At 36.9% G+C, this 25,537-nt stretch carries 23 protein-coding genes and 1 other annotated feature; of the genes, 20 read left to right on the top strand and 3 right to left on the bottom strand.

All coding sequences use genetic code 11. The features are described 5' to 3' along the window. Positions 1-487: 487 nt before the first annotated feature. From HMPREF2811_RS06205 to HMPREF2811_RS06150, 13 genes are all read left to right on the top strand, one after another. Positions 488-1,369, top strand: coding sequence for a carbohydrate ABC transporter permease (locus tag HMPREF2811_RS06205; protein ID WP_071408581.1), 882 nt, complete (start codon positions 488-490; stop codon positions 1,367-1,369). Between the two features lie 12 nt (positions 1,370-1,381). After that, positions 1,382-2,215 (top strand): carbohydrate ABC transporter permease, encoded by an 834-nt coding sequence (locus HMPREF2811_RS06200; protein WP_066126421.1) that lies wholly within the window; start codon positions 1,382-1,384, stop codon positions 2,213-2,215. Continuing rightward, entirely contained in the window at positions 2,215-2,907 is a 693-nt protein-coding gene (locus HMPREF2811_RS06195; RefSeq protein WP_071408580.1) for an N-acetylmannosamine-6-phosphate 2-epimerase, read from the top strand. The genes HMPREF2811_RS06200 and HMPREF2811_RS06195 overlap by 1 nt, the downstream gene beginning before the upstream one ends. A gap of 77 nt (positions 2,908-2,984) precedes the next feature. Continuing rightward, on the top strand, positions 2,985-3,296 hold the full coding sequence (locus HMPREF2811_RS06190; protein WP_066126418.1) for a hypothetical protein: 312 nt from the start codon (positions 2,985-2,987) through the stop codon (positions 3,294-3,296). 13 nt (positions 3,297-3,309) lie between these two features. Further along, on the top strand, positions 3,310-4,281 hold the full coding sequence (locus tag HMPREF2811_RS06185) for an acetylxylan esterase (RefSeq protein WP_071408579.1): 972 nt from the start codon (positions 3,310-3,312) through the stop codon (positions 4,279-4,281). A 20-nt stretch (positions 4,282-4,301) separates the two neighbouring features. Next, entirely contained in the window at positions 4,302-5,213 is a 912-nt protein-coding gene (locus HMPREF2811_RS06180; RefSeq protein ID WP_071408578.1) for a dihydrodipicolinate synthase family protein, read from the top strand. 401 nt (positions 5,214-5,614) lie between these two features. Beyond that, positions 5,615-7,225, top strand: a complete 1,611-nt coding sequence (locus HMPREF2811_RS06175) for a peptide ABC transporter substrate-binding protein (protein WP_071408577.1) — start codon at positions 5,615-5,617, stop codon at positions 7,223-7,225. An 82-nt stretch (positions 7,226-7,307) separates the two neighbouring features. Beyond that, on the top strand, positions 7,308-8,240 hold the full coding sequence (locus HMPREF2811_RS06170; RefSeq protein WP_071408576.1) for an ABC transporter permease: 933 nt from the start codon (positions 7,308-7,310) through the stop codon (positions 8,238-8,240). 3 nt (positions 8,241-8,243) lie between these two features. After that, positions 8,244-9,296, top strand: a complete 1,053-nt coding sequence (locus HMPREF2811_RS06165) for an ABC transporter permease (RefSeq protein WP_071408575.1) — start codon at positions 8,244-8,246, stop codon at positions 9,294-9,296. A 1-nt stretch (position 9,297) separates the two neighbouring features. After that, positions 9,298-10,374: an ABC transporter ATP-binding protein gene (locus HMPREF2811_RS06160; protein ID WP_071408574.1), complete on the top strand. Its 1,077-nt coding sequence runs from the start codon at positions 9,298-9,300 to the stop codon at positions 10,372-10,374. Continuing rightward, on the top strand, positions 10,367-11,356 hold the full coding sequence (locus tag HMPREF2811_RS06155) for an ABC transporter ATP-binding protein (protein WP_071408573.1): 990 nt from the start codon (positions 10,367-10,369) through the stop codon (positions 11,354-11,356). Before HMPREF2811_RS06160 ends, HMPREF2811_RS06155 begins: the two co-directional genes overlap by 8 nt. Positions 11,357-11,542: 186 nt before the next feature. Then, complete coding sequence (locus HMPREF2811_RS11415) at positions 11,543-11,719, top strand: hypothetical protein (protein ID WP_168164954.1); 177 nt, start codon at positions 11,543-11,545, stop codon at positions 11,717-11,719. A gap of 347 nt (positions 11,720-12,066) precedes the next feature. Then, on the top strand, positions 12,067-13,275 hold the full coding sequence (locus tag HMPREF2811_RS06150; protein WP_071408572.1) for an NAD(P)/FAD-dependent oxidoreductase: 1,209 nt from the start codon (positions 12,067-12,069) through the stop codon (positions 13,273-13,275). A gap of 182 nt (positions 13,276-13,457) precedes the next feature. Here the strand turns inward: HMPREF2811_RS06150 and HMPREF2811_RS06145 are convergent, their stop codons facing one another. Next, on the bottom strand, positions 13,458-13,793 hold the full coding sequence (locus tag HMPREF2811_RS06145; RefSeq protein ID WP_071408571.1) for a phage holin family protein: 336 nt from the start codon (positions 13,791-13,793) through the stop codon (positions 13,458-13,460). Between the two features lie 158 nt (positions 13,794-13,951). Here HMPREF2811_RS06145 and HMPREF2811_RS06140 point away from each other — a divergent pair, with 158 nt between their 5' ends. From HMPREF2811_RS06140 to HMPREF2811_RS06110, 7 genes are all read left to right on the top strand, one after another. Continuing rightward, entirely contained in the window at positions 13,952-14,908 is a 957-nt protein-coding gene (locus tag HMPREF2811_RS06140; protein ID WP_071408570.1) for a 2-hydroxyacid dehydrogenase, read from the top strand. A gap of 335 nt (positions 14,909-15,243) precedes the next feature. Next, positions 15,244-15,474: a binding site (T-box leader), on the top strand. 58 nt (positions 15,475-15,532) lie between these two features. Next, positions 15,533-16,645, top strand: coding sequence for a 5-methyltetrahydropteroyltriglutamate--homocysteine S-methyltransferase (locus tag HMPREF2811_RS06135; RefSeq protein WP_071408569.1), 1,113 nt, complete (start codon positions 15,533-15,535; stop codon positions 16,643-16,645). Positions 16,646-16,792: 147 nt separating this feature from the next. Next, on the top strand, positions 16,793-17,392 hold the full coding sequence (locus HMPREF2811_RS06130; protein WP_071408568.1) for a 3'-5' exonuclease: 600 nt from the start codon (positions 16,793-16,795) through the stop codon (positions 17,390-17,392). 789 nt (positions 17,393-18,181) lie between these two features. Next, positions 18,182-18,910: an orotidine-5'-phosphate decarboxylase gene (gene pyrF, locus HMPREF2811_RS06125; protein ID WP_071408602.1), complete on the top strand. Its 729-nt coding sequence runs from the start codon at positions 18,182-18,184 to the stop codon at positions 18,908-18,910. Between the two features lie 12 nt (positions 18,911-18,922). After that, positions 18,923-19,564, top strand: coding sequence for an orotate phosphoribosyltransferase (gene pyrE, locus HMPREF2811_RS06120; RefSeq protein WP_071408567.1), 642 nt, complete (start codon positions 18,923-18,925; stop codon positions 19,562-19,564). Between the two features lie 38 nt (positions 19,565-19,602). Beyond that, complete coding sequence (locus HMPREF2811_RS06115) at positions 19,603-20,865, top strand: MFS transporter (RefSeq protein WP_071408566.1); 1,263 nt, start codon at positions 19,603-19,605, stop codon at positions 20,863-20,865. A gap of 530 nt (positions 20,866-21,395) precedes the next feature. Further along, on the top strand, positions 21,396-22,028 hold the full coding sequence (locus HMPREF2811_RS06110; RefSeq protein ID WP_071408565.1) for a GNAT family N-acetyltransferase: 633 nt from the start codon (positions 21,396-21,398) through the stop codon (positions 22,026-22,028). 577 nt (positions 22,029-22,605) lie between these two features. On the opposite strand, the gene HMPREF2811_RS06105 is transcribed toward HMPREF2811_RS06110, so the two are convergent. Together HMPREF2811_RS06105 and HMPREF2811_RS06100 are read right to left on the bottom strand one after the other, a co-directional pair. Further along, positions 22,606-23,787, bottom strand: coding sequence for a M20 metallopeptidase family protein (locus HMPREF2811_RS06105; protein ID WP_071408564.1), 1,182 nt, complete (start codon positions 23,785-23,787; stop codon positions 22,606-22,608). 19 nt (positions 23,788-23,806) lie between these two features. Then, positions 23,807-24,988, bottom strand: a complete 1,182-nt coding sequence (locus tag HMPREF2811_RS06100; RefSeq protein ID WP_071408563.1) for an amidohydrolase — start codon at positions 24,986-24,988, stop codon at positions 23,807-23,809. Positions 24,989-25,537: the final 549 nt, after the last annotated feature.

The following is a 25,537-nucleotide window of genomic DNA, read 5'->3' as shown; positions in this document are numbered from 1 at the left end:
CTACTTCTGGTCTACTCCCAACTGTGCGGGGGGAGGCAGACAAAGTGAAAATTATTCAATTTTCTACTTCTTGCCCACTCCCTTCCGGCCCACTCTTTCCCAATCACTTTTTTAAAGATATATAATGAAATGATAGAGCTCATCATTCATTATTGGACAAAAATATGTTGACACATGGTTTCGCAATATGCGACGGCTTTATGAACAATACACAAATAGTGTATGGACTTTCAGGTGTGAACGTCTATTTGTCGAGTAATGAAATGGGCTCTATTTTAGTTAAATAGGACGGGTTATAACCATTTTGAAAGAAGATTTAGTGGCCAATATTAAATTTTATTTTGCTTTTAAAATGGTGGTTTTTATGATGCGACAATGCTAACAATTTTTAAGACCTAAGTTAGCGATTTTAAGCTAAAATTCTAGCTATTATTTATTCAAGACAGAAAGTTAAAGTCTTATAATATTTTGAAGGAGTGTAAGTAAGATGTTAAATCGTTTAAAACGAAAATATGACATAAGTGGTTATCTTTTTATTGCTCCTGCAATGATTTTCTTCTTAACATTTGTACTATATCCAATGATTAAAGGGATTCATATGTCATTGTTTAAGTTTCGTGGAAGAAGACAAATTTTTGTAGGAATCGATAATTATACTAAGTTATTATCTGATAATGTATTTCTAAGATCAATGGGTAATACCATGTTTATTGTAGCAATCGCGGTTCCGATTGTGGTAGTTCTTTCATTATTTATTGCGATTAATATTTATAACAAATCGGCTGCAGTGCGAAGTTTCTTTAGAGGGGTATTTTATTTACCAGCTGTTTCATCCGTTGTTTCGATTACAGTTGTTTGGCTTTGGATTTACAACCCTGACTTTGGTATTCTCAACTATGTCCTAAAATCAATGAATATTATCGATGGAAATATTCAATGGCTAGGTAATTCACAAACCGCTATTTATGCGATTATCGTCGTGCTAATTACAACGAGTATTGGACAACCCATTATTTTATATATCGCGGCTTTGGGGAATGTGCCAGTAGAATTATTAGAATCAGCGAAAATTGATGGTGCTTCAAATTGGGTGATGTTTAAAAATATTATTTGGCCATTAATCATTCCGACTACATTGTATATTGTGGTAACAACGACAATTAATAGCTTCCAAATCTTTGCCTTAATTCAATTGATGACAGCTGGTGGACCGAATTATTCGACATCAACGGTAATGTATTTAGTTTATGAAGCCGGTATTAAGATCCAAGATTATGGTAGAGCGAGTGCGATGGGGGTTGTATTAGCAGCCATTATTGCGATTATTTCAACATTACAATTTAAGTATTTAAATAAAGACATTGAATAGGAGGTATGAAAAATGGAATTTAAAAAATTTGGACTTTTTAATATTTTGTCTTTTACTTTATTATCAGCATTGACAATCTTCTTTATTTTCCCATTTTATTGGATTGCCTCTGGGGCTTTTAAAATTCAAGATGTAGCGATTGCCATGCCACCTGAGTGGTTTCCAATGACACCAACAATGGATAATTTTAAACAATTATTAATTCCATTAACAGCGCGTTGGTTCTTTAACTCAGTGTTTGTTTCTCTTGCGACGACGATTTTAGTGTGTTCAACTGCTTCGTTAGCAGGATACGCCTTAGCTAAAAAAAGATTTCCAGGTGTGAAGCTATTATTCGCAATCTTCATTGGGGCGATGGCTTTACCGAAACAGGTTATCTTAATTCCATTATTGCGATTGATTACTGAAATGCAATTAATGGATACTTATCGGGCATTAATTTTACCGGCTGTTGGTTGGCCATTCGGTATTTTCTTGATGAAACAATTCTCACATTCAGTACCGGACTCCTTATTGGAATCGGCTGATATTGATGGTTGCGGTGAAGTGAAGAAATTTATCAATATTGTTCTTCCAATCGTAAAACCAGGAATTGGGGCACTCGCCATCTTTACTTTTATTTCTAGTTGGAATGATTACTTCTCACAATTAGTGTTTACTAACTCAGAAACAATGAAGACTTTACCATTAGGTTTAGCGTCGATGGCGCAAAATGCTGAATTCTCATTGAACTATGGATTATTAATGGCAGGTGCGTTACTGGCATCTTTACCAATGATTATTGTATTCTTAATGTTCCAAAGCTTCTTTGCGCAAGGAATTACAGTAGGGGCGGTGAAAGGATAATGACTCATCCAATAATCGATCAACTAAAAGGAAAATTAATTGTTTCTTGTCAAGCTTTACCAGGCGAACCTCTTTATCGCGAAGAAGGTGGTGTGATGGTGTTAATGGCCAAAGCTGCGATTGAGGCGGGCGCTGCCGGCATTCGAGCACAAGGTGTCACAGACATCAAGCAAATTAAAGAAGCTTTCGATGTTCCTGTCATTGGCATTATTAAGAAGTCATATGAAGGATTTGATTCTTATATAACGGTTACGATGGCGGAAGTAGATGCGTTAGTTGAAGCAAAGAGCGATATTATCGCATTAGATGCTACCAATTGCACGCGTGCGGATGGAACGATTGATGATTTTGTTAAAGCTATTAAAGAGAAATATCCTCATCAATTATTGATGGCCGATATTTCGACATTTGAAGAAGGTCTACATGCAGAAGCCTTAGGCTTTGACTTAATTGGTACAACAATGAATGGGTATACACCTTATACTAAGGATCAAACAGAAGGACCAAACTTTGAACTGATGCGTCAGTTGGTAGAAAAAACACATACTCCCATTGTAGCTGAAGGTAAAATTCATTATCCAGAAGAATTGGCAGAAGCCTTTGCCCAAGGTGTTCATACAGCAGTGGTAGGTGGAGCCATTACACGACCGTACGAGATTGCGACTCGCTTTATGAAAGTTGTACCAAATTAACATTTCAAGAAGGTAAAATATTGAGAACGAGTCAGCAGACATTCAAGGTGTCTGAGACATTCGATAGGAGGGATAATATGACAGTATCACAATTAATCATAGGGTGGTTTTATTATGGCATTCTCTATATGGGCTTATCCATGATGGCAACGGTCATTATTAACCGAGTGGCTAAACATTATTTTACCGCACCATTAGTTATCAATGCGGTTGCAGTGAGTCTTTTAGTGGTTCTCCTATTATTGAAACAATTTACGGCTGAACAGTTTTGGTTTAATTTATTATTTGTCTATATGCCAATTGTGGCCGCTAGTGCTATCTTCAACTTGGGACTTTTTCTCATTCGTAAAGGAAAACCACTTAAAGAAGAGATAATGCCAGAAGAATAAGGAAGTGAGAATTATGTTTGATACAATGTCGCTTGATGAAATGCGTCATTATTATGGTCGTGAAGAAGTTCCGCAAAATTTCGATGAGTTTTGGGATAATGAATTATTACGAGTATCATCATTACCGGAGTATACATTAGAGGCTTGTCAATTTAATATACCGAATGTTCAAGCATATGAATTAAAATTTAAAGGAACGAATCATGGCGTTGTATATGCGAAATGCGTGTTTCCTAAAGAAAAGAAAACAGTGCCGGTTGTCTTTCATTTTCATGGTTATCAAGGACAAAGCCCAGATTGGTCACAATGTTTACACTACGTGGCAGCAGGTTTTGGCGTGGTCGCAATGGATGTTCGTGGACAAGCAGGCAAATCGATCGATCATGGTGTTTTTGATGGCGTAACCGTTAAAGGACAAGTAATCCGTGGAATGACACAATCTCCTGATAAATTATTCTATAAAGATATTTATTTGGATATTTATCAAATGATTGAAATTATGGCGCAACAAGAGTGGGTAGATGAAAACTGTTTAATGAGTTTTGGTGGGTCGCAAGGCGGGGCACTCGCATTAATTGCCGGTGCCTTAAATCAACGCATCAAAAAAGTCGTTTCGATTTATCCATTTCTATCAGATTTTAAACGTATTTTAGAATTAGGTGATAGCGCCGAAGCATATAATGAATTATTCCGTTATTTCAAGTATAAAGATCCCTTCCATGAAACGGAGCAGCGGATTTTAGATAATTTGGCATATATTGATATAAAAAATTTCGCTCATCGCATAAAATGTCCGGTAAAATTTTTTGTTGGGATGCAGGATGATGTTTGCCCACCCTCGACCCAATTTGCCGCATATAATCGTATTGAGAGTGAAAAGAGTGTTCATATTATGCCAGAATATGGGCATGAAGCGATGAATGTTTTCGTGAATGATTTAGTATTTAACTGGCTGGTTGGGTCAGAAATTGCAACAGAAGTATAATTAAAGGAGTTCAATTGAACATGAGCAATTTAGAAAAATATAAAGGGATTATCCCGGCGTTTTACGCTTGTTATGATGAAGCAGGAAATATCAGTGCTGAACGTTGTAAGGCATTAGCAAAACACTATTTATCAGTGGGAGTTAAAGGCTTATATGTCGGTGGATCTTCAGGTGAGTGTATTTACCAAAATGTTGAAGAACGTAAATTAGTATTAGAAAGCGTCATGGAAGCAGTAGGGGGTAAGATGACAATCATTGCCCATGTAGCCGCTCCTTCTACCCGCGATTCGGTCGAGTTAGCAAAGCATGCGGCTGAATTAGGTGTTGACGCTTTAGCGGCGATCCCACCGATATATTTCCGCTTACCAGAACCTTCAATCGAAGCTTATTGGACAGCCATGATTGAAGCAGGACAACGTGATTTTATTATTTATAATATTCCACAGACAACAGGATATGCTTTATCAACGGGCTTATTCAAAAAAATGTTGGAAAACAAATATGTGATTGGCGTTAAAAATTCGTCAATGCCCGTACAAGATATTTTAACGTGGAAATTAGAAGCAGATCGTGACATCATTGTCTTCAATGGTCCAGATGAGCAATTTGTTGGTGGACGGGTGATGGGTGCTGAAGGTGGTATTGGCGGGACATATGGTGTCATGCCAGAGTTATTCTTAGCTTGTGATAAGGCTATTAATGAAGGTAATATCCCATTAGCAACAGAAATCCAATTTAAAATCACTGAAATTATTTTTACGATGGTAGGATGCCAAGGCAATCTATATGATGTGATGAAAGAAATTTTACGGCGTGAAGGAATTGAGTGTGGTCATGTTCGGGGGCCATTAGCTCGCATTACCGATGCCGATAAGCCAACGATCGATCGTGCTCACGAAATGATAAAAGCAGCCAGAAGTCGGTATTTTTAAATCTATAATAGAGCGAAAAGGAAGCTATGAAGGCTTCCTTTTTTTGTTGGGGATACGTTTTATAGAGGTGGCCTATTAGGCTAAACCTTGGTTGGAGATGATGTTTTTTAGAGGTGGCATATTGGGTTAAACCTTTGTTGGGTGTGATGTTTTATAGGGTGGAATATTGGGTTAATCTTAATTTCGGTATTAAGAGTTAGTGGAATAGGGAGTATACCACCCCTTCACACTCCACATCATTCGCATATTCTTCCTCTAGCAAAAATAAAATCTGATCAATAAAAACTAATATCTCAGTTATTTTCTATTTTATGTTGACAAACATTAGAATTTAATTTATATTTATTGGTAATTCTAATTAAAATTTAATTTACGGAGGTAGAAATGAGATGAGGACTTTTTTGAGGTATTTTAAAAAAGTAATGGTTGCCGTGTTGGTGTTTACAGGTATCCTACCAGCGACGATTCAAGCTGAGGAAGGTGCTGTCGTAAATGTGCATATTGATGTGGAAGTGGCGACACTTGATCATAATCTTGCTACTGATGGTACGTCATTTGAAGTGATTGGGTCTTTGATTCAAGGGTTGATGACTTTAGATCCAGATGGTAATGCTATCCCTGGAATCGCTGAATCGTATGAAGTCAGTGAAGATGGGAAGGTTTATACATTTAAATTAAGAGAGGCTATTTGGTCAAATGATGCGCCTGTTACGGCTAACGATTTTGTGTTTAGTTGGCAACGTCTTGCTAATCCAGATACAGCGAGCGAGTATTCATTTATTTTAGAAGCAGCAGGTGTTTTAAATGCGAGTGAGGTCGCAAGTGGCGATAAAGCGCTAGAGGAATTGGGGGTTAAAGCACTTGATGATAAAACTTTAGAAGTGACGTTAGCGCGTCCTGTTGCTTTCTTTATTGACTTATTAGCCTTCTCACCACTTTATCCTTTAAACGAAGAATTTTATAATTCTGTTGGTGATCAATATGCCACAGCACCAGATAAAATTCTTTCTAACGGGGCATTTGTTTTAACAAGCTATGAACCAGCTGCTTCCGCTTTTGAGTTAAAGAAAAATGATAAATATTATGATGCTGACAATGTGCATTTAGGTGGCTTAAAATATCAAGTCATTAAAGATTCACAACAAGCGGTACTCGCTTACCAAACGGGTCAAGTAGATGTGGTATCTTTAACAGGTGAACAAGTAGAATTGTTTAAAGCGGATCCTGAATTTAAAACAGTTCCTGCAGGATATGTCTGGTTTGTTTCTCCAAACAATAAGGTAGCAGGGTTAGAAAATGCTGATTTACGTTTAGCACTTGCTTTAGCCTTTGACCGCGAGGTGATTGCGAATAATGTCTTAAAAGATGGTTCCAATGCAGCATCATACTTCATTCCAACTAATTTAGCGAATGGACCTGATGCTAAAGATTTCCGTGAAACTGCCGGAGACGGACCATTAGTAACCGATGTAGCGAAAGCTCAAGAACATTTTGAAAAAGCCAAAGAAGCGCTAGGACGAGATACGTTTACTTATTCATTATTAGTGGAAGATACGGAATCAGCGATTAATGTCGCTCAATCTCTAGAAGCACAAATTGAAGCAAATTTACCGGGCGTCGATATTGTGTTAGAGCAAATGCCTAAGAAGACGCGTTTACAACGGATGCAAGATGGCGACTATGACTTAGCACTTCACCGTTGGGGACCAGATTACCGTGATCCAACGACTAACTTACAATTATTAGAAACAAATAGTAACTACAATAATATGAATTGGTCAAATGATGATTTTGATGCTTTATACGAAGCAGTGACTATTGGTGATTTAGTGGATAAACCAGAAGAACGTTGGGCAGCGATGATTGAAGCAGAAAATATTGCCTTAAGTGAGGCAGCCATTTTCCCTATTTATCAAAAAGGAAGTGCTGTTTTAGTAAAAAGTAATGTTAAAGGTGTTGATTTCATGACGGTAGGAACTAATCGAATTTTTGTTCGTGCTACGAAAGACTAGTTGAATCTCAAATAATAGAGTATTCTCCCATTTCGAGGTAGAGAATACTCTATTTACACTTATAGCTCAGTTGGAGGAAAAAATGAAAAGCTACATTCTTAGAAGAACACTTATTTCAATCGCAACATTGATGGTGATCTTATTTATATTATTCATGTTATTACAATTATTACCTGGTTCTCCTTTTAATGATGAAAAATTATCAATGGAGCAACGTCAAATACTTGCTGCTAAATACGGTTTAGACCGTCCGCCATTAGTACAATTTTTTAATTATATCAAAAATATGTTATCAGGCGATTTTGGGGTTTCTTATAATATTTCCAAAAATGTTCCGGTAGCTGATTTGCTTCAATCGCGTTTAGTACTATCGGCTGAATTAGGATTATGGGCAATTTTGATTGGTACCATCGTCGGGTTTGTTTTTGGTACTATCGCTGCTTTTAATCAAAATACAATTTGGGACACTTTTTCTACGATACTTTCCGTTGTCGGGGTGAGTGTACCGTCTTATGTTTTTGCTTTAGGTTTATCATATTATTTTGGGTTTAAACATATGTGGTTTCCAATTTTATTTGATGCAACCAATAAACAATTGAGTATGGTGATGCCGGCCATTTCATTGAGTTTATTTACCATGGCCTCCATTGCCCGTTTTACTCGTACAGAAATGGTTGAAGTATTGCAATCGGACTATATTATGCTAGCAGAAAGTAAAGGCGTTAGTGGAGCGAGATTATTATTTAAACATGTCCTTAGAAACGCTAGTATCCCAATTTTAACGGTATTAGCACCATTGGTAGTAGGGTTGATGACAGGTTCTCTAGTCGTTGAAAAGATATTCTCTGTTCCTGGCATTGGACAATTATTGGTTAATGCGATTCAATCGAATGATTATAATATTATTTTAGCCATCGCCTTTATTTACTCAGCTTTATTTATTTTTGTCATGTTTGTCGTCGATATATTATATGGTATTCTCGACCCACGTATTCGTTTGGTGAAGGGAGAATAAAAAATGAATCAAAATATCAATGAATTATCAATCGAATTTTTACCGAATGATTTTGAATTTGTGGACAGTGCATCAAAGCAAAATGAACAGGAAGTCTATGTTAAACTGTCAAATTTTAGTCAATTTCTCAATAAATTTAAAAAGAATAAGGGTTCAATATTTGGCTTAATCTGTATTATTGTGATTATTATAATGGCCTTAATTGGTCCTCATTTAAATGAATATGGGTATAATGACCAAACAATAGGACATGAATTGATGGCACCGCGTATACCTGGTTTAGAAAAATTAGGCATTTTTGATGGAACGCAAGTGATGGAAACCTCTACGGCCAGAATTGAAATTAATAAATACGAACAAAATCCGAGTAACCAAAATGTTTACTATTGGTTTGGCTCCGATGTATTAGGACGAGATATTTTTACACGAACTTGGGAAGGAACGAGAATTTCCTTATATATTGCGTTAGTGGCTGTGGTGGTGGACATCATTTTTGGTATGTCCTATGGTTTAATATCTGGGTATTTCGGTGGGAAAGTCGATATGGTGATGCAACGTATATTGGAAATCATCAATGGTATTCCTAATCTAGTCATCGTCACGTTATTAATTATTGTTCTAAAACCTGGATTATTAAGTATTACGATAGCTATTGCGTTAACTGGATGGATTGGAATGAGTCGGGTCGCAAGGGCACAGATGCTCAAATTGAAAAATCAGGAATTTGTATTAGCCGCTAAAACATTAGGAGCCTCTCCATGGCAATTAATTTTCAAAGAAATATTACCGAATATTTTCGCCCAATTAATTATTATGTCAATGTTTAGTATTCCTAATGCGATTTTTACTGAGGCCTTTTTAGCTTTTATTGGAATCGGCATCCCGATGCCATTAGCTTCTTTAGGTTCGTTAATCAGTGATGCTTTTAAATCATTTTTAACAGCCCCTTATATGATTATTCCGCCGGTATTGGTTTTAGCTTTGACTATGCTGAGCTTTAATTTATTAGCTGATGGACTACGCGATTCGTTAGATCCAACAATGAAAGAGGTGTAACATGAGCCGTCAAAAAATATTAGAAATGAGAAACTTAAACGTATCTTTTTCAACCACACAAGGTACGGTTCAGGTCATTCGCAGTGTGGATATCGATTTGTTTAAAGGTGAGACTTTGGCTATCGTAGGAGAGTCGGGTTCTGGTAAATCCGTTACCGTCAAAACGATTATGGGGATTGCCAGTAAAAATCAAACCGTTGATTCTGGTGAAATCATCTTTACTTATGATCGCGATGGCGAAGAAAGAACCGTCGATTTATTAAAACTTACCAAAAAAGAAATGCGTAAGCATATTAATGGTAAACGAATCGCCATGGTTTTCCAAGATCCAATGACCTCTCTTAATCCTACTATGACGATTGGCGAACAAATCATGGAAGGGATGTTGATTCATTATAAAATGAGCAAGAAAAAGGCGGCTGAACGTGCGATTGAATTGCTTGAATTAGTCGGCATTAGCGATGGTAAACAGCGCCTCAAATTATATCCCCATCAACTTTCAGGAGGGATGAGACAACGGATTGTCATTGCGATTGCTTTAGCATGTGACCCTGAGGTACTCATTTGTGATGAACCAACGACCGCTTTGGATGTGACGATTCAAGCAAAGATTTTAGAGTTAATTGCCGATATTCAAAAAAAGACGGGCATTGCCGTTATTTATATTACGCATGATTTAGGGGTAGTGGCAAAAGTAGCTGATTATGTCAACGTTATGTATGCCGGTCGGATTGTCGAAAAAGGGACGGTGAACGATATATTTTATAATCCTAAGCATCCCTATACTTGGGGCTTACTGTCAGCGATGCCAGATTTAAGTATGGATTCTGAAAGATTGTATACCATTCCTGGTAACCCACCTAATTTAGCGCATTATAAACAAGGCGATCCATTCTACAATCGAAACGAATTTGCCTTAAATATTGATAAAAGGGTTGAACCGCCAATGTTTGAATTAAGTGAGACTCACTTTGTGGCTAGCTGGTTAATGCATGAAAAAGCGCCAAAAGTAACGATGCCAGAAGTATTGAAGCAAAAATTGGAAAATATGAGAAGGGAGGCAGGAATCCATGAGTGAAACAAGTCCAATATTAGTAGTGGATAATTTAAAGCAACATTTTCCTGCTGGTCGTAATTATTCGGTAAAAGCAGTTGACGGAGTCAGTTTTCAAATTTATCCTGGTGAAACCTATGGATTAGTAGGAGAATCAGGTTCCGGTAAATCGACCATCGGCCGCTCTTTAATCCGTTTATACGATCCCACTTCAGGTAAGATTCACTTTAATGGAGAGGATATTTCAGGGAAAATGTCGACGGTCACCCAAAATATGTTACGAACTAAAATGCAAATGATTTTCCAAGATCCGATGGCTAGTTTAAATCCACGAAAGAAAATTATTGATATTATTACACAAGGACTTGAAATTCAAGGCATCGGTACAGCGGCAGAACGCGAACAAAGAGGATTAGAAATTCTCGAAAGAGTCGGTTTATCACGCGAATTTGCTAATCGATACCCCCATCAATTTTCCGGTGGTCAACGTCAACGTGTTGGGATTGCTCGCGCATTGGTGATGAATCCTCAACTCATCATTTCTGATGAATCGATCAGTGCTTTAGATGTTTCAATTCAAGCTCAGATTGTCAATCTATTAAAAGATATTCAAAAGGAAACGAATGTGTCGATATTGTTTATTGCTCATGATTTATCGATGGTAAAATATATTTCAAATCGGATTGGTGTCTTACATTTAGGACATTTATTAGAAACAGGCACCACCGAAGAAATATTTAACAATCCTATTCACCCATATACAAAGTCCTTATTATCGGCCATCCCATTAGCGAATCCAATCTTAGAAAAAGGGCGGGTAGCCGATTATTATGATTATGCGACCAGTGGTTTTGATTATACCAAAGGGGTTGAGCATCATTTAACAGAAACACATAAAGTATGGATGGAACCAGAAAAAATAGCCGACTTCTTGCCTCATGATAATAATTTATTAAATCAATCAAACTCACACGAAAGAAGTGCAGTATCACAAAGTAAAAAATAGTCGAGAATTTCAATTATGTGGTGAAATAGCGAATCAGTTGGATGTTGATTGGATAAAAAGCTGACTATTTTCGCTAGTGCATAAGTGATTAACAATATTAGTAAAAGAGTGGTGTCTTAAAATCAAGACGATGATGTGATCCCCGAAAGTTAGAGTAAAAAAAACTAACTTTATGGGGGTCGTTTTATGTCTAAAAAACAGAGTTACGAAGTTAATCTTCGTATTGTTGAAGATTATTTTAAAGGAACATTAAGTAATATAGCACTAGCGAATAAATATGGGATTTCTACTAGAAGTCTAGTAGAGCGATGGGGTAATAACTATAAGATTTACTGGAAGAATAGCTTAAAACTAAAGAAGTAAAACAAAGTATTCTTTAAAATTTTAAACTTAATGTATTACACTATAAGCAACAGGGAGTTCTTAGAGAGAAACCGCCAAAACTTTGTTTAAAAATACAGTTTTAACGAATATAATTTTGAGCAATAATTTATTCTGAGTTTCTAAATCGTCTTACTACCTTTCAATCATAAAATAAATTATACTAGTAAATAATAAGTAATATTTGTCAGTTGGTATTTTGGTAGTTGTTATCTCATTTGTTAATCGCAAAATATCAAGTGGCTCTTTTTTTATAGTGGATTAAATTAATTTTCAAATACGAGATTTACATTTTTTTTGAATTATAAATAGTAAGATGGAGGGGTTGTATGGATTTATATAAAGGAAAAAGATTTTGGCCAACATTAACAAAAGAAGCATCATTTTCAAAGCAAAAAGGGACACATAAAGTGGATGTTTTAGTAATTGGTGGTGGCATGAGTGGTTTATTGTCGGCTTATAGTTTAGCAAGAGCGGGGAAGAAAGTATTTTTAGTTGAAAAGGATTCAATAGCAAATGGATCAAGTTCACTAAATACTGGTTTGATTCAATATATGAGTGATGTTGTAATGGTGGATATTGATGAAGAAAAGAATAAAAAGGTATCAAATGATTTTTATTTAAGATCGCAAAAAGCGTTAGATTACATTGAAGAAATTGTTAATGAGTTAGATGACCCGACTATTTCATTTAGAAGAAACAATAGTCTTTATGTCTCAAATGATGAAGAGAAAATTTTGAAAATAAAAAGGGAAGTTGCTAGACAAAATGAATTGAATTTTGAAACAGAGTTTTTAGATCAACAGAGATTAAAAAAAGAATACGGTATCGACGCTCTAGGAGGATTGCTTTCGAAAAATGACGTGGAGCTGAATCCGATGGCCTTTGTTTCTGCAATGGCGACCAGTGCTACACAGAATTTTGATTTGCATATATCGGAACAAACTCAAGTGAACGAGCATAATTTTTCATTTGAGGAAAATAAATTGGTAGTGGATGATTTAAGTGTTCAGTATGATAAATTGGTGATTGCGACAGGCTATGACGTGTTCCCAAGTTTTTCAAAATATTTACCGAAAATTGATTTAGTGACCTCATTTGTTGTTGTAACAGAACCGATTAGCAATCAAAAGGTTACTGACACGATGTTTTGGGAAAGTTCAAGTAGCTATCTTTATTTTAGAAAAAGTCCGGATAACCGTTTAATCATCGGTGGAGAGGATGAAGAAAATATAACGTTATCTGAGAATAAAGCTAAGATAAATTCTGAAAAATTAATTAAACAGGTTCAATCTTATCAAACTAATTCGATTAAATTAAAATCTGAATACTTTTATGAAGCTATCTTTGGTGAGTCTTCTGATGGATTACCATATATAGGACCACATCCAGAAAACCATGATATTTTTATAATACATGGAGTGGGTGGTAATGGGACAGTCTATTCCGCAATGGGAGCAATTGAGATTGTGGATTTTTCAAAAGGAAAGTTCGATGAAAAGATGAGTTATTTATGGCCGAGCGAAACCAATAATTAATGGACAAAATAAGATAGAAAGAATTGGCTTTCGGCTTCGTGTTAAAATTTGGAAGTTTTATTATTTTTATGATTTTTTTAATTAGCAAAAACATTGAGTAGTACTTTATTATCAAATCAACCATCGAACCTCAAAACAAAAACCAGACTCAATTTTGCTGAGTCTGGTTTCTTTAAGTCCTATTATCGTTGATCGAGTTCCATTTTGTTTTCGGTGGTAGTAAAAATACTGATCACAATGGATAAAATAATGGCAGTGAATAGTCCTTCAATATGAACATCGCTAACGAAATTATCCGCTAATAAAACCATAGCACCGTTTACAACTAAGTTAAACAGCCCTAAACTAATAATCGTCAATAAACATCCGACTGTCTTAAGTATTTTTCCGACAATACCATTGGTAATACCCAGAATAATAGCAAATATTAGAGCTCCCATAAAACTGTTAACGGTGACTCCTGGAAGAATATAACTCATCACGATGGTTACCACGGTAGTAATTAATAAATTTTTCATAAATTTCCCTCCTCGGTGCAATTTAATTATAACATATTTTTATGAAAAAACCTAATAAGTCACATGGCATCAACATACTTAAACAAGCGATTATCTTCTAGCTATCATCATTGTCGTGTTATAATGGTAGCTAGAATAGACTAAAAGGATGAGTGAAGATGAAGATACATTTATTAGAACCCTTACGAGTATCAAAAGAAAAAATTACTGAACTAGCAGAACCTTTACTTAAGGCAGGCCATGAGTTCATCTATTTTGACACCAAAACGACCGATGTTCAGGAACTGATTGAACGTTCAAAAGGAGCGGATATTGTGATGATTGCCAACAATCCTTATCCTGCTGAAGTAATCAAGGCCAATTCACGATTGAAGTTAATTGATGTCGCTTTTACTGGAATCGATCATGTCGCTCAAGAGGCTGCTAATGAATTAGGAATTCAAATTGCGAATGCTTCTGGTTATGCGACGACTGCTGTTAGTGAATTAGTGTTAGGATTGGTATTAGCTCTCTATCGTCAAATACCACAAAGCGACGCTGATACACGACTAGCTACTGATTTTCCAGGACCATTTCAAGGTATGGAAATTAAAGGCAAAACAGTGGGCATCATTGGGACCGGCAATATTGGGATTGAAACGGCAAAATTGTTTAAAGCTTTTGGCGCTAAGTTAATCGGCTATAGTCGCAGTGAAAATGAGCAGGCAAATGAACTAGGTTTGACCTATCAATCATTAGAGGATGTACTAAAAAACAGTGATATTGTTTCATTACATTTACCATTAAATGCTCACACTAAAGGATTAATATCAAAAGAAAAATTGGCTTTGATGAAGCAAGAGGCGATATTAATCAATACCGCTAGAGGTCCAGTGGTCGATAATGAAGCACTAGCCGAAGCACTAAATGAAGGACGCATTGCAGGAGCAGGTATTGATGTGTTTGATACAGAGCCACCATTAGCTAGCGATTATCCATTATTGCAGGCTAAAAACACTATTTTAACGCCACATATTGCGTTTCTTAGTGATGAAGCAATGGTAAAACGAGCGGAAATCGCCTTTCAAAATGTGATTAGTTTTATCGAAGGAAAACCACAAAATATAATGAATTAAAGATTGGCTTTAAAGCACCTTTTATTCAATTTAAATGCAGTGATGCGGGATAATATTATGCCAACTCATTGAATCGATGTGGTTTGTGGTGAAAAACTGATTGTGTTCATTGTGAATCTGGCTGCTAAACTTATTTGGATCGTGGCGAAAAATCTATAAAATCTGCGGAGAAACACTTCGTCAGTCCATGGTGAAAATCTCCGTCGCGATGAAAGTGTTCTCTATTCCGCGATGAATTCTCCACACAACTCACCGGGAACACTCTCAAATTTATGTACAGTTTGAATTATTAGCTTGACATTAAGAATAGATTAATTTATAGTGTGAATATAGTCATAACAACATTGACAAGAAAAGTAGATGGATGAAAGTTTTACAGAGAGACTGTCGTTGGTGCAAGCAGTTAAATGGCAATTCATTGAAAATGGTCTTCGAGTTGGCTCTTCGATATTTAGGTGAGTCCGGGTTCGCCCGTTAAAGCGAGCGAGTATGATAGTACTCATTGAGGTATTAATCGTGAGATTAATATAAATTAAGGTGGTAACACGAGTGATCTCGTCCTTTTTAAGGATGGGGTCTTTTTTTGTTAGTGAAATTGACTAATAATTTTAAGGAGGAAGTAATATGTGTCATAATTGTAGTAAACATGATTTTGTGGGGAGTTTTTTAAGACCTGAAAGATTAGTCACTGCTCGACAAGAGTTTAAGGAAGGTAAAATTGATGCAGAAGCGTTAAAAATTGTAGAAGATCAAGTGATTGAGGAATTAATTAATAAGCAAAAAGAATTAGGCTATGAATTTATTACCGATGGAGAGTTTAGACGCTCTACTTGGCATTTAGATTTTATGTGGGGATTTGAGGGGATTGACCATCGCCCAACAGAAACAGGATTACCATTTGCAGATGAAGTGGCACTAATCGATGACACTTATCTGGTAGGACGTTTAGTATTTAATGAGAATCATCCTTTCTTCGAACATTTTAAATTTGTGCAACAGTTTGAAGAAAAGGGTCATCAAGCTAAATTAACCATCCCAGCACCCACTCAGTTTCTTGAACAATTAATTATGCCTTTTGCCATTGACAATACGCTTAAGTTCTATGATAGTCAAGAGGAGTTGGTAGAGGATTTAGTTTCGATTTACCAACAATTTATCCAGAAGGCATATCAATTAGGTTTGCGTCACCTTCAGTTAGATGATTGTTCATGGGGGTTATTAGTGGATGAGCGAGCGGAAGACTTTTTTGGTACTGACCAAGCAGGGTTAGAAGCAATCAAGCAATTATTTTTAGAGACTAATAATCGGGCGATTAGTCAACGTCCAGAAGACTTAGTGGTAACGACTCATGTTTGTCGCGGGAATTTTAAATCGACTTATGCGGTGAGCGGTTCTTATGAAGAGATTGCGGAGTTTCTTTTCGCAAAAGAAGAGGTAGATGGTTATTTCCTAGAATTTGATGATGAACGCTCAGGTGGTTTTGAACCATTGCGTAAAGTTACCGGTGATAAGAAAGTAGTATTAGGATTGATAACGTCTAAACGTCCAGAATTAGAAGATAAAGACAGAATTATCACTCGTATCCATGAAGCGGCGCAGTACATTCCATTAGAACGATTAAGCTTGTCCCCTCAATGTGGCTTTGCTTCTACCGAGGAAGGGAATAAATTAACGCAAGAAGATCAATGGAAAAAGCTACAATTGATTAAAGAAATTGCTGATGAAGTGTGGAGTTAATGAAGTTAAATTTTGATTGCCGGTTCCAATACGATTTGTTACTCGTAATAGAAGATAATCATTAACTTGGCATCCATTATCCTAATAGAGACAATTTCGCTTTTATCGTTTACAATATCATTATAGCGAATATTTAGGAGGGAAGATGTGGAGGAATTTAAAGATTATGTGTCTTTCGACTTAGAATTTAACGAGGTAGAGGGCATTCAACATTTATTACAGGTGTCGGCGATAAAGTATGTTAATCATCAAGAAATCGAACGCTTTGACACCTATGTTCTTACGACCGTCCATATTAGAAGTTTTATTACTGGATTAACGGGGATTACTCAAGATAAAATTAAAAATGCGCCTGCTTTAGAGGAAGTATTAAGGGACTTTAAAGATTTTGTCGGTGACTTTCCATTGATGGGGTATAATGGCAGAAAAAGTGATATTCCTGTGCTCCAAAGTCATGGCTTAGATTTAGAAGCGCAATATCAAATTGATGTCTATGAAATAGCACAAGAAATGAAACCCACCTATTTATCAGGTTCGAAGGGATTAAGTCTAAAAGCTGTCGCGGAATATATTGGCTTAAAAGGGCAAGCGCATAATAGTTTAGAAGATGCCAAGATGACGGCAGAAGTTTATAAAGGTTTATTAGAATTAAAGGCCAATGAAAGTTATTTAGATGAACAAGAAGTAGTAACGAACAATCCATTCGCAGGCTTAGGGTTAGCGGGCTTGTTCGACGAAGACGAGTAATTGGGTCATCATAACAATGAGGGGATTAGTAGATTTTTAAATATTATAGCGAATTGAGAAGCTTGCCCTCGATGTTTTTAAATCGTGGTTCATCTTATTGAGTTAAAATCGCTGTCGAGCTCATCTAATTTGGCCTAAAACTGTTTTTGGCTGAGTTGAAATCGCTATTCGCCCTATTGAGTTAAAATCGCTGCTCGCCCTCATTGTTTTTAAATCGCTGTTCAAGACGCACCCAATCTGGCTTAGAACCATTTCGGGTTGAGTTAATATTGCTGTTATCCTCACCTAATTTGGCCTAAAACTGTTTTTGGCTGAGTTAAATCGTTATTCGCCCTATTGAGTTAAAATCGCTGTTCGCCCTTAATGTTTTAAAGCGTTGTTCGTCTCAATGTTTGAAAATAGCTGTAAACCTCACTCAATCTGGCCTAAAACCATTTCGGGTTGAGTTAAAATAGCTGTCAACCTCAACTAATCTGGCCTATAATCATCGCGTGTTAAGTTAAAAGCCTAAGCCTAGCGTTTTTTATAGGGAACAAACCGAATGATGCGAAAGAGTTAACCATTATTTGAATTTTCCATTTGACAATTTGCCTAATGATAAGTATACTTTAGAAAGAAATTTAGGGATCTTTAAACGTGTTCGAGAAACATGAAAGTTACCATAACCATATTTGCCATTGGGGGATTGCGCTAAATCCGTCTAATAGCACTATCTTTATGTACTTTTATGAGCCTACACACGTGTGTAGGTTTTTCTTTTTATCACGAAAGAGTGAAAGGATGATGAAAATGGACGCGAGTAAACCAATTATTGCACTCGATTTTCAAGAAATAGACCAATTAAATGAGTTTTTAAATCAATTTTCCGAGCCTTTAAATGTAAAAATAGGGATGGAATTATATTATACGACCGGTACGCAGATGGTTGAAGCATTACAAAAGCGCGGTCATGATATTTTCTTAGATTTAAAATTACATGATATTCCCAATACGGTAAAATGGGCGATGAAAACCTTGGCTAAGCAAGGGGTAGCAATGTTAAATGTTCACGCAATGGGTGGACAAGCCATGATGGAAGCAGCCCGTCAAGGTATTGAAAAAGGGACTGGTGAAGGAGCCAAACGTCCGGTTTTACTAGCGGTGACTCAATTAACGTCCACTAGCCCAGAACAACTTAAACAGGAACAATTGGTTGAAGCAACGATGGCAGAAAGTGTCAACCACTTGGCCAAGCTTACCCAACAAGCACAATTAGATGGCGTCGTTTGTTCACCATTAGAAGCCAAAGCCATCAAAGAAAAATTTGGCGAGGACTTCTTAACGGTCACACCGGGTATACGACTAACCAAAGGACAAGATGACCAAAAACGGACGGCGACACCTTATGAGGCCGCATTAAATGGCTGTGATTATATTGTAGTGGGACGTCCAATTACTCAAGCCGAAGACCCTGTAGCTGCCTACCAAGCCATTAAAGCCGAGTGGCAAAAAGGTTTGGCTGAAAAAGCATCATTTTAGGAGGAATATTTTATGACGACATCAGCAAAACAAGCCGCTCAAATATTATTAGACATCGAAGCCGTTTGTCTAAGTCCACAAGCGCCGTTTACATGGGCCAGTGGTTTAAAAGCACCGATTTACACGGATAATCGTTTGATCATGTCTTATCCTCGTGAACGAAAAGTCATTGAGTATTTATTAGCTAAAACGATAAAAGAGCATTATCCAGATGTCACGGTTATAGCCGGCACCGCTACGGCTGGTATTCCCCATGCTGCTTTTGTTGCAGCAGAATTAGACTTACCGATGATTTATGTGCGTTCATCTGCTAAAGACCATGGCAAGGGTCGTGCGATTGAAGGTGCATTGGATAAACAAGCTAAAGTGGTCTTAATTGAAGATTTAATTTCGACTGGACGTAGTGTTTTAAACGCTGCAAAACAAATCCAAGCTGAAGGCGCTGAAGTATTAGGCGTGGTTAGCATTTTTAATTATCAACTCAATAGTGGCCAACAAGCATTTAAAGAAGCAGGTTTGGCATTTCAATCCTTAACGGATTACACAACACTATTAGAAATCGCGACAACAGAAGGAGGGTTAGCTGAATATAAAACATCATTAGAAGATTGGTATCAAGATCCAGTAGCATGGAGCGAAGTACAACAAAATTAATAAAGAATGACGAGATCATTCATTAAGGAGCTAAAAAAATGGAAAAAATGAGTAAAAATGATAAAAGAGCCTTAGTTACATCGATTGTCGGTTCAGGGTTAGATGATTTAAACGTGATGTTTTTAGCCTTTTCAATGTCCAGTATTGTCTCAACTTTAGGTATCTCGCAAACTCAAGGGGGATGGATTGCGACCATTACGAATTTTGGGATGTTATTAGGAGGTCTAGTCTTTGGAGTCTTAGCCGATCGCTATAATAAATATAAAGTCTTCAAATGGACAATTATCATCTTTTCGATTGCGACCGGATTAATTTTCTTTACTAATAATATTTACTACCTATATTTAATGCGATTCATCGCAGGAATTGGAGTCGGAGGAGAATATGGTGTGGCGGTTGCGATTATGGCTGGAATTGTCGAACCGAAGAAAATGGGGCGCGTTTCCGCATTAAACGGGATTGCGGGTCAAGTTGGTTCAATCTTTTCAGCATTATTAGCTGGTTTTGTCGCTCCAATATTTGGTTGGAAAGGATTATTCTTATTAGGATTACTGCCATTAATTCTTGTGGCTTTTATGCATTTTGCTGTGGATGAAGCTACTATTTCCAATCGTCGTGTAGCTAAAAATAACGATGTTAAACCAGAAATTAAAGAGTTATTCGCGACACCAGTTTTAGCGCATCAAACGATTGCTTTAATGGTAATGACCACTGTTCAAATTGCTGGCTACTTTGGGATGATGAACTGGTTACCAACGATAATGCAAGAGTCATTAGGAATCTCAGTTAAAAACTCTTCTACTTGGATGATTGCGACGATTGTCGGCATGTGTATCGGCATGTTAGTATTTGGTCAAATCTTAGACCATTTAGGGCCACGTTTAGCATACAGCATCTTCTTATTGATGTCAGCAGCTTCAGTTTACTTATTCCAATTTGCCAACTCAGCCTTAACGATGATTATCGGCGACATGATTGTCGGCTTTTTCGTGAACGGGATGTTCTCAGGTTATGGCGCGATGACCAGTCGATTGTATGCAGGACGTATTCATTCTATTGCGAATAATGTGATCTTAAACGTTGGACGTGCGGTCGGAGGATTCTCATCCGTGATCATCGGAAAAATCTTAGATAGCTCATCTGTCTCAATGGTGATGTTATTCTTAGCAAGCTTATACTTAATCAGTTTTGTCACCATGTTATCATTACCTTATTTACAAAAAGACCGTTATGATGCGTTATTAAATACTGACGGTGTTCAAGATGAAGGAACTGTCAAAGTAGCCACCACTACGGTTTAAGGATAAAGAAAGGAATGTGTCTGTTACTGACATTGTGTCAACTATTAGTAGCAGCCAAGCCGATAAAACACTTCAATTAACCAGCTCGATGCCAAAAAGGTGTGGGCTGGTTTTTTGTGTATGAAATTGATTAAGTGGCATTCATATTGAAACTAAGAAGGAAATGAGAGCAATTATGTTTGTAGTAATGTAGAGACAGTTGGATTTATTGAAATATTAGTACAGAAGTTTAACGAAATATCAAAAGTTACCTTTATACTGAAATTTATGACGATTGGTTTTGAGTGAGTAATATAGAAGAGCATGTTTGATGGTTACAAGGTTAAGCTTTAATTTAGTGATCAAAGTAAAAGTTAGTCGCATTGTCACTCGATTTTATCGCCTAACTACTAAAACTAAATTAAAGAGATAAGCAAAATCAACTAAAATTCTCAATCGTTTCTAATGTAAAGCAATTTAATTGACAACTCAATATAGTTTTGTTAGGGTGGTAACATCGTTTTAAATTGAGGAAACTATAGGAGGAAAAAATGCAATTAACTATTAGAAAAATTGAAGAACGCGACATACCCGAAATGATTAACTTAGTTCATGAAGCGTGGTTCGACGGATTCTATGAAAAAGAAGAATTTGAGAAAGCTGCGGCTGCCATTTCACTTAATAAAGCATTATACAATAGTTCTACAGGCCGAGTGGCAGAAGTGGATGGCCAAATTTTAGGGATGATTTTATGTAAAATAACTAAAGATGATCCGGACTTTCGCAAATTCCAAACCAATACCATTGAAAATTTAATTGAATTATCAAAACATGGCGAAGAACAAGAAATCAATCGCTTAATCAAAACGTTTGAAGCGGAAAAGTCAATCTACAATCAATTCTTAGGTGAAGTAGACACAGATTTTGATGCTAGTATTGAATATATCGCCGTCTCTTCACAAGCCAGAGGACATGGTTTAGGTAAAAGCCTTATTTATGAAGCGATAAAAGATTTTAAAAATAAGGATTGCCAAAACCTTTATTTATTCACTGATTCTGATTGTAACTATCGATTTTATGATTATTTGGATTTTGAACAAGTGACAAGTGATACGATTCAAATTCCTACTAAAAATGGTAGCAGAGCACGCGAAGAATTTATGTACGCCTATCAATTTATGTAAAAAATAATAGGAGTGACCTAGAAGTGAAAACCAAGTGGTTTTGCTTCAGTGGGTCGCTCCTATTTATATTTGGTTTAGGTTGTCTTGCGCACGATTTTTGTATTAGGGAGTCAACTGTATTGTTTAGTTCAGGGTCATTTTGCTTTGGTTTGCGTCCTGCAGCGTCCTTTCCCGCGTGAGCACAAGCTCATAATTCCGCATTAATTTTAGTAAGTAAGACTATCTCCGTTTCCCTTAGCAAAACTGATTGTCATTTTACATATTGTTTTTGGCCAGCAAAACAGACCCTCTCCGTTTTTCTTGGACAAACCGAATGCGGTTCTCCACTTCAATTTTGGCCGGCAAAACAGACTATCTTCATTTCGCTTCGACAAACCGAGTGTACTTACGACATTTTTTTGGCTAGCAAAACAAACTATCTCCGTTTCGCTTCGACAAACCGAGTGTCCTTTTCGCATTTTCAGTTTGTAAACCGCAGTTTCCTTTTCCCCATTTCGTTTTGCTTTAAAGTATTACCCCTTGATTAAATTTGCGATTCGCAGTTTCCTTTCCCCCACTATTTTTCAAACGCAAAAGCTTAAAAATCTGCTTGGTTTAAATATTCTAAAGCATATTGTGCATAGAGTTCAGCGCCGACTTTTAAGCTTTCCTCATCGACATTAAAGCGAGCATGATGATGAGGATAGATGGCCCCATTCGTTTCACTACGTGCACCAACCGTTGCGAAGGCTCCTGGAATATGGTTATTGTATTCACCAAAATCTTCACCAACCATTTTTGGAGGGAAGTTGCCTACAAATTCTTCGCCGAAACTTTCTTTCGTAATACGATGCACCAGCTCCGCACTGTGACGTTCGTTGACGACCGGGTCTAATAAGCGGTCGTAGATGAATTCAAGAGTACCACCATACATCGTCGCGATTTTTTCTGCAAAACGATGCATCTCATTTTCAACTGTATCACGAGTAGCAGCATCAAATGTTCTAACGGTACCCTCTAATTTAGCATTTTCCGCAATAATATTAAAACGGTCACCTGCTTCAACTTTCCCAATCGTTAACACGGCTGATTCCATTGGATCGATTGCGCGCGAAATGATATTTTGTACTTGTGAAATATATTGAGAAACCATCACCACCGCATCCTTTGTTAAATGTGGTTGCGCGGCATGACCACCCGAACCTTTGAAATGGACATAAAACCGATCAGTGGCGGCAAAGGTAGGGCCAACATTACAGTTTACTAATCCGGCTTGATCCATTGACCAAATATGAATACCAAAGGCATTATCGACATCGTCAAGTACACCTTGTTCAATCATTAATTTTGCGCCTTTACCGATTTCTTCAGCCGGTTGGAAGATAAAACGTACGGTGCCTTTGATAGAGTCTTTTACTGATAACAAGGCTTTTAGTGCCATCATTAACATCGCTACATGGGCATCATGTCCGCATGCATGCATTTTGCCTTCATTTTGCGATTGGTAATCCAGATGATCATTTAACTCATGAATCGAAAGTGCATCCATATCGGCACGCAATAAGACGGTTTTACCAGGTTGTGTCCCTTTAATTTCAGTCATCACTCCGGTTGGTTCCATTAAGCGATAGTCCAAACCTAATTGATCTAATTGATTCGCAATATAACGTGTCGTCTCAAATTCTTCCAAAGATAATTCAGGGTTTCTATGCAAATGGCGTCGCATTTCAATCATGTCAGCTTCATGGTCTTGAATAAATTGTTTTACAGTCTGGTTCATACTAACATCCTTTCCTAATTTAGAATTCATCTTGATTTAAGTAAGTTAGAGCGTATTGGGCATACAATTCCGCACCATATTTTAACGCTTCTTCGTCCACATTAAAGCGTGCATGATGGTGAGGGAAATCAGTTTCCTTATCGACATTACGACAACCAACCGTTGCGAAGGCTCCTGGAATATTTTTCATATAATAACCAAAATCTTCCGCTCCCATTGTCGGGTCATCATGATGGATAAATTCCTTACCAAATGTTTGCTCGGTAATCGATTGGACTAATTGTGCACTTTGTAAATGATTATCCACTACCTCGGTCATATATAAATATTCAAATTCGACGCTTCCATGATACATTTCGGCTATTTGTTCAGCGTATGCTTGCATTTGGGTCGCCACCACTGAACGGGCTTCATTGTTAAATGTTCTGACCGTTCCTTCTAGGACTGCATTTTCCGCGATAATATTAAAACGGTCGCCAGCTTCAAATTTTCCGATGGTTAACACAGCGGGTGAAAGGGGATCAACTGCTCGTGAGATAATGGATTGTACATTATTGACATATTCAGCTGCCATTACCACCGCATCGTGGGAAAGATGAGGTTGAGCAGCATGACCTCCTTTGCCTTTAAAATGAATTTTAAAAATATCCGCACTAGCAAAAGCAGGACCTGCATCACAGACAACTTTACCAGTCTCATGTACGGACCAAATATGAATCCCAAAGACATTGTCAACACCGTCTAGGACGCCTTGTTCCACCATTTTCTTAGCTCCTGCTGCTACTTCTTCTGCTGGTTGGAAAATAAAGCGTACAGTGCCTTTAATTTGTTCTTTCACAGACAATAACGCTTTTAAGGCGCTCAATAACATGGATGTATGGGCATCATGACCACAAGCGTGCATTTTTCCAGCTTCTACTGAACAATAATCAAGATGCTGGTTAAGTTCTTCAATCGAGAGAGCATCCATGTCCGCACGAAGTAAAACGGTCTTACCAGGTTCTGAACCTTTAATTTCAGCCAAAACACCAGTAGGTTCCATTAAACGATAGGGAACCTTCAATTTATCTAATTCTTGGGCAATAAATTGTGTCGTTTTAAATTCTTCAAGGGATAATTCAGGATGCTGATGTAAATAGCGACGATTCTGAATCAATTCATCCTCATGTTCTAAAATATATTGTTTAACTTGTGTATTCATAAAATCCTCCTCATAATATCTTTGACAGCCGATTGGCGATGACCGTTAAGATAAACTAAATAGTATTGTATATTAAAAACTTATGAAGTTAAAGTGAAAAGCATATGAGAATAAATAAGCGGAAGTGGTAACAGTAGCGAACGTCTTTTGATACTTTTATGTCGATAATATTGGTCTTTGTATTGAGTAAAATATTAGCAGCAAAACATAGAAAATTGTGCTTAGATACCCAAAAACTTATTGCTTATTGGGTAAAATGACGTACACTATTATCGACAATCCGATAAGAGGAAAAAAACTATATTTAATAATGAATGGCAACATACTTGCGATGAAATAAATACTGATTTTGTGTCATCACATCCCAAAAGCCTTGCTTAGACTTCAAAATAGAGTGATAGTTATCATTTAACTAATCGGCTCATGTGTAATACAATTGACGTAATAAGTCTAGTGGTAATAAGTCAAGAGAAAAATAAATTATTTTAGACTTGGCTTTTAATCATTTAAGTGTTTTAGGGCGCACTAAATAAACACTCGTGAAATCGC

It is taken from the genome of Globicatella sp. HMSC072A10 (genome assembly GCF_001811625.1).
Classification (GTDB): Bacteria; Bacillota; Bacilli; order Lactobacillales; family Aerococcaceae; genus Globicatella; species Globicatella sanguinis.
Note: the sequence above shows the minus strand (reverse complement) of the source record. Positions and strands in the feature narration are given on the sequence as shown.

What these genes read in the sequence shown, in the direction of transcription:
- HMPREF2811_RS06195 (WP_071408580.1), top strand. Translation starts at nt 2,215, where the DNA reads ATGACTCATCCAATAATCGATCAACTAAAAGGAAAATTAATTGTTTCT.
- pyrF (WP_071408602.1), top strand. Translation starts at nt 18,182, where the DNA reads ATGGACGCGAGTAAACCAATTATTGCACTCGATTTTCAAGAAATAGAC.
- HMPREF2811_RS06180 (WP_071408578.1), top strand. Translation starts at nt 4,302, where the DNA reads ATGAGCAATTTAGAAAAATATAAAGGGATTATCCCGGCGTTTTACGCT.
- pyrE (WP_071408567.1), top strand. Translation starts at nt 18,923, where the DNA reads ATGACGACATCAGCAAAACAAGCCGCTCAAATATTATTAGACATCGAA.
- HMPREF2811_RS06190 (WP_066126418.1), top strand. Translation starts at nt 2,985, where the DNA reads ATGACAGTATCACAATTAATCATAGGGTGGTTTTATTATGGCATTCTC.
- HMPREF2811_RS06155 (WP_071408573.1), top strand. Translation starts at nt 10,367, where the DNA reads ATGAGTGAAACAAGTCCAATATTAGTAGTGGATAATTTAAAGCAACAT.
- HMPREF2811_RS06170 (WP_071408576.1), top strand. Translation starts at nt 7,308, where the DNA reads ATGAAAAGCTACATTCTTAGAAGAACACTTATTTCAATCGCAACATTG.
- HMPREF2811_RS06105 (WP_071408564.1), bottom strand. Translation starts at nt 23,787, where the DNA reads ATGAACCAGACTGTAAAACAATTTATTCAAGACCATGAAGCTGACATG.
- HMPREF2811_RS06110 (WP_071408565.1), top strand. Translation starts at nt 21,396, where the DNA reads ATGCAATTAACTATTAGAAAAATTGAAGAACGCGACATACCCGAAATG.
- HMPREF2811_RS06185 (WP_071408579.1), top strand. Translation starts at nt 3,310, where the DNA reads ATGTTTGATACAATGTCGCTTGATGAAATGCGTCATTATTATGGTCGT.
- HMPREF2811_RS06140 (WP_071408570.1), top strand. Translation starts at nt 13,952, where the DNA reads ATGAAGATACATTTATTAGAACCCTTACGAGTATCAAAAGAAAAAATT.
- HMPREF2811_RS06205 (WP_071408581.1), top strand. Translation starts at nt 488, where the DNA reads ATGTTAAATCGTTTAAAACGAAAATATGACATAAGTGGTTATCTTTTT.
- HMPREF2811_RS06115 (WP_071408566.1), top strand. Translation starts at nt 19,603, where the DNA reads ATGGAAAAAATGAGTAAAAATGATAAAAGAGCCTTAGTTACATCGATT.
- HMPREF2811_RS06160 (WP_071408574.1), top strand. Translation starts at nt 9,298, where the DNA reads ATGAGCCGTCAAAAAATATTAGAAATGAGAAACTTAAACGTATCTTTT.
- HMPREF2811_RS06100 (WP_071408563.1), bottom strand. Translation starts at nt 24,988, where the DNA reads ATGAATACACAAGTTAAACAATATATTTTAGAACATGAGGATGAATTG.
- HMPREF2811_RS06135 (WP_071408569.1), top strand. Translation starts at nt 15,533, where the DNA reads ATGTGTCATAATTGTAGTAAACATGATTTTGTGGGGAGTTTTTTAAGA.
- HMPREF2811_RS06145 (WP_071408571.1), bottom strand. Translation starts at nt 13,793, where the DNA reads ATGAAAAATTTATTAATTACTACCGTGGTAACCATCGTGATGAGTTAT.
- HMPREF2811_RS06165 (WP_071408575.1), top strand. Translation starts at nt 8,244, where the DNA reads ATGAATCAAAATATCAATGAATTATCAATCGAATTTTTACCGAATGAT.
- HMPREF2811_RS06200 (WP_066126421.1), top strand. Translation starts at nt 1,382, where the DNA reads ATGGAATTTAAAAAATTTGGACTTTTTAATATTTTGTCTTTTACTTTA.
- HMPREF2811_RS11415 (WP_168164954.1), top strand. Translation starts at nt 11,543, where the DNA reads ATGTCTAAAAAACAGAGTTACGAAGTTAATCTTCGTATTGTTGAAGAT.
- HMPREF2811_RS06150 (WP_071408572.1), top strand. Translation starts at nt 12,067, where the DNA reads ATGGATTTATATAAAGGAAAAAGATTTTGGCCAACATTAACAAAAGAA.